This is a genomic window from Sinomicrobium halophytocola (assembly GCF_052983395.1).
Map to the genome: position 1 here is coordinate 134328 of NZ_JBRKIT010000001.1, position 9181 is coordinate 143508.

At 44.2% G+C, this 9181-nt stretch carries 3 protein-coding genes; 2 read left to right on the top strand and 1 reads right to left on the bottom strand.

Features of this window, described 5'->3' with window-relative positions:
* The first annotated feature begins 40 nt into the window (after positions 1 to 40).
* Positions 41 to 670, top strand: a complete 630-nt coding sequence (locus tag ACVBDY_RS00530) for a response regulator (protein ID WP_447173535.1) — start codon at positions 41 to 43, stop codon at positions 668 to 670.
* On the opposite strand, the gene ACVBDY_RS00535 is transcribed toward ACVBDY_RS00530, so the two are convergent.
* Positions 652 to 3726, bottom strand: coding sequence for a sensor histidine kinase (locus tag ACVBDY_RS00535; RefSeq protein ID WP_447173536.1), 3075 nt, complete (start codon positions 3724 to 3726; stop codon positions 652 to 654). The genes ACVBDY_RS00530 and ACVBDY_RS00535 overlap by 19 nt on opposite strands.
* Positions 3727 to 4451: 725 nt before the next feature.
* Between ACVBDY_RS00535 and ACVBDY_RS00540 the strand changes: the two genes are divergently transcribed.
* The coding region (locus ACVBDY_RS00540) for a DUF6923 family protein (protein WP_447173537.1) at positions 4452 to 9181 on the top strand (4730 nt) is incomplete at its 3' end.

The following is a 9181-nucleotide window of genomic DNA, read 5'->3' on the forward strand; positions in this document are numbered from 1 at the left end:
TATATATTTTATTTTACACGGTAAACCTACCCCCAAAAGAATGAAAATTTTACTTGTAGACGATCACTTTGTGGTAAGGCAAGGTGTATTCATTATTTTAAATAAGATATTGAGCAATATCTCTATTTTTCAGGCGGAAACTATTTCGAAGGCGTTTAACTATATTAACAACGAATTCTTTGACTTATTGATCCTGGATGTGCATTTCCCGAAAGGAAGCAGCCTGGAATTACTTGGATATACCAAAGTTAAAGCCCCGAAAACAAAGGTGCTGATTTTTTCAGGACTTAACGAAAATAAGTTTGCATTAAGGTATATACATGCCGGGGCCGACGGATATCTGAACAAATTGAGTTCGGAAGAGGAGTTGCATACCGCAATACGTACCATTATAAAAAACAAAAAATATATCAGCAGTACTATAAGAGACCAGATCACGGATTCTATTCTCAATAAAATCCCGTTCAATAAACTGGACATGCTGTCCGACCGGGAGATGGAAGTGGCAAGGTTGCTCATAAAGGGCGAGGGTAATATAGAAATAGCAGATTGCCTGAACTTAAGCCCTACCACGGTAAGCACCTATAAATACAGGGTTTTTGAAAAGCTTCAGGTGAATAACATTGTTTCCCTGATCTCGTTGTTCAACACTTACGAAAAATCGTTATAAGCATATTGGTTAAATATCAGTTTTATCCGGGTACCTTTGCCCGGCTGGCTGTCAATTTCCAGGGTTCCCTGCATAATAATCAACAGTTCTGATATTATTTTTATTCCCATTCCCTTATACTTCTTTTTATACATTTCATTATCGATATTCGATTGATAGGACCGGTAATAGTTAAGAACTTCAGGCGACATCCCTTTTCCGGAGTCCCGAACTGAAATAATAGTTTGTTGATCCTGGACCATACATCCTATTGTTATAATACCATTGGAAGTGTTTTTTATGGCATTGTCCATCAGGTTATGAATTATGATGGAAATAAACGCCTTGTTCAGAACAATATCCATAAAAGGAGGGATAGCGTTTATTATTTTGGTCCGTTGTGATTCGGCCAGGTTCCGGAAAAGTGCTATTTTTTGCTCCGCCAGGAGATGTATATTAAAAACCCTGGGTTTGTTATTAACCGAATTGTCATATATTCTGGTGTAATCGAGCAGGTTGGTGATTAACTCGGACAATTGATAGGAAGAAGTGTAAATGGATTTTAAATTGTCTTTCATTATGGAGTCGGTTCCTTTGAACTGAAGATAGGTCTCATGGCTTACATAGGCAATATACCCCAGAGGGTTTTTTATATCATGGGTCAGGGTAGCAATTAATTTCTTTTGACTCTCATTTTGTTTACCGAGATTATTTTCGGTCTTGCGCAATGCGGTTATAGTATCGTTCAGTTGCCGGGTATGTTCGTTGATCTTGTCATTTAAGAGTACATTTTTGTTTTTAATGTATTGCAACCGTAGTTTTACCCCTAAATGAATAAGCAGGAGTAAAAAGAGCCCGGTGCTGATCTTAAACCAGTAGGCCTGGTAAAAAGGAAATGGAATATAAAAAGTAAGTTGTGCATAGGTATATCCGGAATGGAATCCAGATTTTTTCCGGGCAGAGAAAATGTATTCTCCCGGATTCAGGTTTGTGTACGAAATAGCCATATCACTGCCGAGGAGTGTCCAGTTTTGTTCTTTTGATCCGTTACCTTCCAGTCTTACCTCTACCTGATTGTTGGTCTGATTTCCATAATGAGGACTTGAAGTATAAAATGTAATCCTTTTGAAATCCTGTTCAAGGTTAAAGGTATCCCGTACCTGAATATTTTGATCGTCTATTTCAAGTTCGTCTATATATAAATGATCATTGGGCAGAATGGGTTTAATGTTCCTGGAATTAAAATAAACAAGGCCGGCCAGTGACGGAAGGTAAATATCACCGTTGGGCAGCATGGTGCTGTTGCCCCCTCCACCTCCGTTAAATTCATTACTGGCAAACCCGCAGCTTTTATCATAAAAATGATAATAGGGTATCTTTTTTTTATTTTGGATATATTGGTAGATACTTTGCCTGGAAACCTGGAAGAGACCTTTATTCGTCGAAATCCATAAAAATCCGTTTTTGTCATCAATCACCGTATGCGATGTAGCAAGGGCACTGTTGTGATCGATCGGAAGGGGAATTATTTCGTTATCGCGATACAAGAAATAACCTTTATTGTAGGTGGTAATCCAGGTATCATTACCGGTAGTTTGTATTTCCCTGATATTCGCAATTCCGGCAGCTTCGATCTTTTCAGTTTTTACCTGCCCCTTTTCGGGATGATACCGGTACAGACCCATTTCGGTGCCTATGAGAAAGGAGGAATCCCTATGTTTCTCCAGGCAGGTGATCTTAAAAGGAAATCTCCCTTTTTTCAATGGCTCGGGAGAACCGGAAAGCACGTCCATGCAAAAGAGATCACTGGACCCAGTGGCTTCTGAAGAGGTACTTATCCAAAGTTTCTGATCCTTATCCAGGTAAAGTGTGGTAATGCGCTTGTCAAAAGACCACTGATCGTATGTGTGGTATTGCCCTTCCTTTTTAAAGCGATATAACACCGATCCTCTTTTCATCCAAAGGTTCATATTCCTGTCCGGACGGATAAAATATTTGTTGGCAAGGGTTATTTGTTTCTTGTGCCCTGTGAGTTGGCCATTCTCGATCAATGCTCCGGAACCTGTTAAAATAACGGAATCATTGAGTCTTGTTAGGGCATATTCAACATCGTCGATGTTCCCGTAACCGGTAGAAATGTTCCCGAAGTAACGTTTTTTAACAATACACAGACCGCGGGCCAGGCTGCCCAGGTATAGAATATCATTTTGTGCATCAAAATATATGGATTTGATGGTCTCTTTTTGCAGGTTGAAGTCCGATAAGATGTGTTTTGTAATCAGGCTGTCCGAGATCTCTTCAACATAAAATAAATTGTGTGTATCCTGGTTATAGAGAAAGACCTGATTTGAAATGATATTAGTGTAAACAAGCGGTTTTTTCCCGGGACTCATTTTAAACGGCAGTGTATTGCAATGCCCCTCGGTATATCGTATTAGTTTATTATCCTCTGTAAGGGTATATAACCGGTCGTCATACATAAAAGCCTGGTCCAGGGGTTTCAATTGGTGACGGTATATATGCCGGATATTGTGCCGCCCGTTATATTCTGAAATCTTATTATTCCCGATACGATAATACCTGTTCCCGTTTTGTTGCAGAAAGGTGCTTTTACCTTGGCCCGTAAAGTGATTAACATCCGGTATATTTCCGGATCTGAACCGATTCATGGCAATATAACATTTGGCTTTGTTATAAAGAGGATGCCGGGGCGCGATGTGCTGCACAATACGGTCACTGATCAGAAATACTTGTTTATGTGTATTGGATATAAATACACTATCCGAATGAGAAGAGCCATAGAAAAAGCGCATGCGGTTCGATGTGATTCCCGAAATATTGGCATCGTTGAAGTTTTTAAAACTACGCCCGTCAAACCGGGAGAGGCCATTTTCCGTAGAAAGCCATAAATAGCCGTGGATATCGAAAAAAATATCCTTAATACTGTTCTGGGGAAGTCCTTCACTGTCCGTATACCACTCGAAAATGTGGTCATGGTCCTGAAACGATTTAGCTGTAGCGATTGAAAAGAAGACAAAGGGCAACACTACCAATAATTTGGTAAAATATCTTTCCATAGGGGGGTCTGGAATACTTAATACTATTTAAAATCACTTTTTCAAAGATAAAATTAGTCATTTTTTGCTGCAGAGATGTCTGCATTACAATTAAATAATCTACAGAAAAACCTTAAAATAGAAAGAAATTACTTGCAAATGTATGTGGTTAATTTATTTTATAGATCTATTTAAGTTATTGTTTTTTAGGTTATTAATTGATGTAAGGTGAGGCTGGTGTTATTTTTTATTTGTAAGTTAATTCTGTAGTTTTAATTCTACAATATAAGTTAGATACAACTATAACCTCAACAGATTTAATATGCTAAAATTGCTATGAGTGTTCCTCTTTCTTTGATTCCTGATACATCTTCCGAAGGGATTTTTCCTGATAAATTCGGGATGTTATAAAATTGTGAACTGGAGAGAAGACAAAATACCGGTAAGGTATTGTGTAGTGGTCATATACCCCAAATGAACGAATCTGTGCAATTAATCAACTAAAAAATGTATAGTTATGGTAGTAAAATTACCTCTGCTTAAAATGGAATTCAAATACTTCGATATTTCCCCGGTTTTAGGAACCCAATTTCATTCTGTTCCCTAAAAGTGAAAATACTTGGGAAGCCCTTATTCATTTCCGAAGTTCTGATGAAAATCGTAACCGGATTTATACTACAAAAAGTATAAACCCTGGTTTGTAAGAGATTTAATTGGTTAATAAAATAATAAAATATCATTTATTGATGAGTTCTGTCATATCCGTTGGAAAAAAGAGGAACGCGTTTTCCTGTCTGGTCCTTTTACTAACCGTTTTCTGGATCAATGCTGTACATTCTCAAACTCCGGTGCCGTTTGAATGCGACGGGTCGGCCTATTTAATAAGCTCGCCAAGCGGGACTGTTCCGTCCTCACTGTATGTTGTGGATGCCGGCAACCCAACCATAGTTCACGCGACGATTACACCCACTATTCCCGATAGGTATAACGGTATCGGCTATAATTTTGAGGACAACTTAATATATGGTTTTGCACAGGGAGACCCACCTTCGCTTAATCCGGCTGACGTAGTGCGGATCGATGCCGAAGGTACGGTGACCCGGCTTGGTGTACCGCAACCCACACCGGGACAGGTGCCCGGCTTGCCGACATGGACCGCTAACGCGAATGTCAATGCCAATGGCGGACGGGTCGGTTATGCAGCCGGAGTAGTAGGACTCGATCATAAACTTTATACACTTGTAATTACCAATAACAATACCGCATTTTTGGCAACGGTTGATCTGATAACCATGATGTACACGACCGTAAGGCTAAGCCAGGATATTGGGAACATGGTTGATCTGGCGTTTTCACCATATAACGGTTTTTTGTATGGGATTTCAAGCGGAAGGCTCATCCGTATTAATCCCAATAATGGAAATCAGGCTATTATCAATCCGAGTTCCGGAACTATTCCTGCTAATCTTGCAGCAGGAGGTGCCTGGAATGATGTGCAGGGGAGGATTTATTTTTATGCTAATGGTACAGCCCCCAACAGGCTATACCGTTACAATCCTGCAAATAATGTTTTCGTTAACGTCAGTGCAGCGAATCCTTACCCTACTTTTGATGCTACGGCCTGTTTCCCCACCCGAATGGAAAAGCAGGTTAGCATCCCTACTGAAGGCCTGGTGCCCGGGGATGAAGTGGAATTCGAGTTCAGTATCTACAATAGCCAGATGCTGCCCATGACGTATGATTTTGAGGATGTGCTGGCATCAGCCGACCTGAGCTGGATTGAAGGCTCGGTAGAACCGGCCTTACCGGGTGGAGGTACTGTGAGCATTTCGGGACAGACATTGACCATCAGTGGAGTTACTGTAGAGCCGTCGGCTGCCACCGGGGAACCACTGACATTCCGGGTCTCTGTTAAAGTTGCCGATAATGCTTCGTATGGCAGTTGCTATTCCAACCAGGCCACCATTTCCCAGGGAGGCACCACAGTGGTCAGTGATAATCCGGATACAGAAGAACTTAACGACCCGACCTTATTTTGCCTGAACGAATGTGACCTTCCGGCACCCGCCAGTGGAGGCAATATCCAGGAATGCGCAAACGATCCCATACAGAAAATAACGGCCACAGCCACCGTACCGGACGGCGTCCAGCTGATCTGGTATGATGCCCCCGCGGGAGGAGATGTAGTGGCCGACCCGAGCCTTGAAACAGTGGGCTCCGTTACGTATTATGCCGCTGCGGACGACGGTACCTGCATAAGCCAGAACCGGACACCGGTGACATTGAATATTCTGCCCGCACCGCTACTGGATGAGATCGAGGATGTGGAAGAATGTGTATCCTATGAGCTCCCCGAGATCACGGGAAGCAACCTGACCGGAAATGAGGCCTATTATACGGAACCGAACGGAGGAGGAACACAGTACCTTCCGGGTGATATCATCGAAGATATCGGCAGTACAACGCTTTATGTCTATGATGAGATAGAAGCAACAGATAACTGCGAAGGAAATCTGGCGGTTGTTTCAAATACGAATTATACCATTGACAATTTATTCGGGGATGGGACCCACCATCAATACCCTGCAACCACCAATCCTGCATTCTGGCAGGGAACAGCAAATCAACAGATACTGCATGATGTTGCGGGAGCACCTTCTGGTTCACAGATTTATTTGGGGCTTATAGGGGATGTATCCATTGGCAATACAGCCGATTGCTTTGGGACCGAGGTAAATATAAACGCCCAGGTGACGGTTACCAACCAGGGGCCGGGAAACGGAGTAGGATATTCCGGTAGGCTGGCAATAATCAATACGAATACCAATGAGGTGTTATATGAAGATCCTTTAACCGCCAATTTCCCTGTAAATTCAACCATAACACCAACCGTATCCGGTGTTGTACCCTCTTCAGAAGTACTGGCAGGGAATATAGCCATTATGATAGCTGTGGAGACTGAGCATGGGACATCTAAAGACTGGCTGCTTTCCGGTTTTAGTGCAGATTACCAGTTCCAGCCGGAGAGTACACAGGCCTGTTCGGATGAACAAAGTTTTGAGCTGACCATTAATGACCTTCCGGAACTGGTGATTACTGATCCCAGTCCGGAGTGTTTACCAGGTACGGTGAACCTGACCAATGCAGCGGTGACGGCCGGAAGTACCCCCGGCTTGATATACAGCTATTTCGAAGATGTTGAAGGTACTGTAGAATTGACCAATCCGGAGTCCGTTTCGGTAACGGGTACGTATTACATCCGCGGAGAAGATCCGGCAACCGGCTGTAGTACTATTATGCCTGTGGAAGTCATATTGATTGATGCCCCGGAAGTAAGTATCGGGCAACCGGTTTGTATAGACGGAGAAGGAAGTATTGAAGTAACCTCTCCGTTGGGTGCGGAATTCGAGTATTCCATTGACGGGGTGGGTTACCAATCTGCCGCAGTCTTCGAATCCGTAGCGCCGGGAACATATATGGTAACGGTGAGAAATACAATAAACGGTTGCGTGAGCCTGGAAACAGAGGCCATAGTCGATGATGCCCCGGCTGCTCCGACACCTGTTGTAACACAACCGGATTGTGAGTCACCTACCGGTACCATTCATATACCGAGGTATGAGAATGCGTTGTATTCGATAGACGGAGGAATAAACTTCTCAGGGTTCAACACTTTTAGTGAACTGGAACCTGGAGATTATTCGGTGGTGATCAGGGCGGACGGATGCGACAGTGCTCCGGTACCCGTGACCATTGAAGAAGCACTGCCTGTTCCTGCGGCCCCGGTAAGCGGGGATGACCAGATCGTTTGCGCGGAAGATCCGGTACAGACCCTGACGGCCACAGCCTCAGTGGAGGCAGGGGAAACGCTTGTATGGTATGATGCCCCTATTGGCGGGAATGTAGTGGCCGACCCGTCATTAAACGCTGTCGGTGTGGTAACGTATTATGCCGAAGCCAATAACGGTACCTGTCCCAGCCTGAACCGTACGGCAGTAACCCTGATGATCCAGGAAACGCCGTACCTCGACCCGATGGAAGATCAGGAGGCGTGTGAAGAATATATTCTGCCCGAAATCGAGGGGACTGATCTTTCGGGTAATGAAGCCTATTTTACCGAACCAGATGGTGGAGGTACGCGGCTGGAACCAGGCGATGCCATCAATACGTTCGGAACAACCACCCTATATATTTATGATGAGATAGAGGGAGAATTTAATTGTTCCGGGGCTCTCTCTGCGGTAAGTACCACCAAAGTGACACAATCCGGTCTGGAGACCATGTGGGGGCCCGGATGGGAAAGCCTTTATTTAACCGACGATTATGATCCGGCAGTCTGGAACGGTAGCCTGACGACGATAAGTTATGATACCAATGATCCGATAATTGATGGTCAAACCTATAAGACCATCGTAAGTGATGTTGCATTTGCCGGAGATCCCGGATGTTTCGGTTCCGCGATAAGGATCAATCCGAGAGTGCGGATTATCAATACCGGACCAGGTACAGGGAGAGGGTATTCTGGTGAAGTTGCGGTAGTCAATAACAGCACGAATGAGATCATCGCAAGATCCCAACAACTCACGTGGACCCCGGTGAATGATCCGGTGGATATTGATTTCACTACCACAGTAGCGATAGAGGACCTGACCGGAGGGAACATCAGCATAGTAATTATCGGGGAAACCTATCATGGAGATGATTATATTAAAGACTGGACAATAGAGAATTTTTCGGTCGATTATCAATATCTCCCGGAATTTACCCCGAATTGCCCGGATGAGGAAAGTTTTGATGTGACCATTTATGAGATGCCGGTGGTAGAAGCGGGAGGAGAACAAACACAGTATAACAACGGTACATTTACCCTGGATGCCGCTACTCCGGATTTTGGGACCGGTGAATGGAGTGTTGTCGATGGCACATTGACCGGGGCGATTTCAGATATAAACGATCCGGGCGCAACCGTTGCACTCGATCCGAATACTTCGGTGACATTGCGCTGGACGGTGACCAATGGCACATGTAGTGCTTTTGATGATGTGGTATTGAATTACGTTTCACAGGCGGATATTGTAACGGTAAAAGTGACAGGCGAGACAGGACAGACAGAATACGTCCCCGGTGAGACTGTGGAATATACCATAACCGTAACGAACAACGGTCCGAGTGCAGCCGAACAGGTAAATATAGTGGACGTAGATCCTGCGGGGGCGGAAATTGCGGGCTGGACGGCGGAAGTCGTAGCCGGTACCGTAACCTTACCGAATGCGTCGGGAACTGGCAGCATTGACGAAACGATAGATCTGTTGCCTGCCGATGCTGAAGTGATATACCATGTTACCGTCCAAACGTTCCCACAGAGTATGGAAGACCTGGTGAATGCAGTACAGGTCACCAGTCCGACGGACGATCCCGACCCGGATTGCCCGGATTGTGAAACACCACCGCTGGAACCGAATCCACAGGCGGATAT

Coding starts and splice junctions, on each gene's coding strand:
- ACVBDY_RS00530 (WP_447173535.1), top strand. CDS start 41: ATGAAAATTTTACTTGTAGACGATCACTTTGTGGTAAGGCAAGGTGTA.
- ACVBDY_RS00535 (WP_447173536.1), bottom strand. CDS start 3,726: ATGGAAAGATATTTTACCAAATTATTGGTAGTGTTGCCCTTTGTCTTC.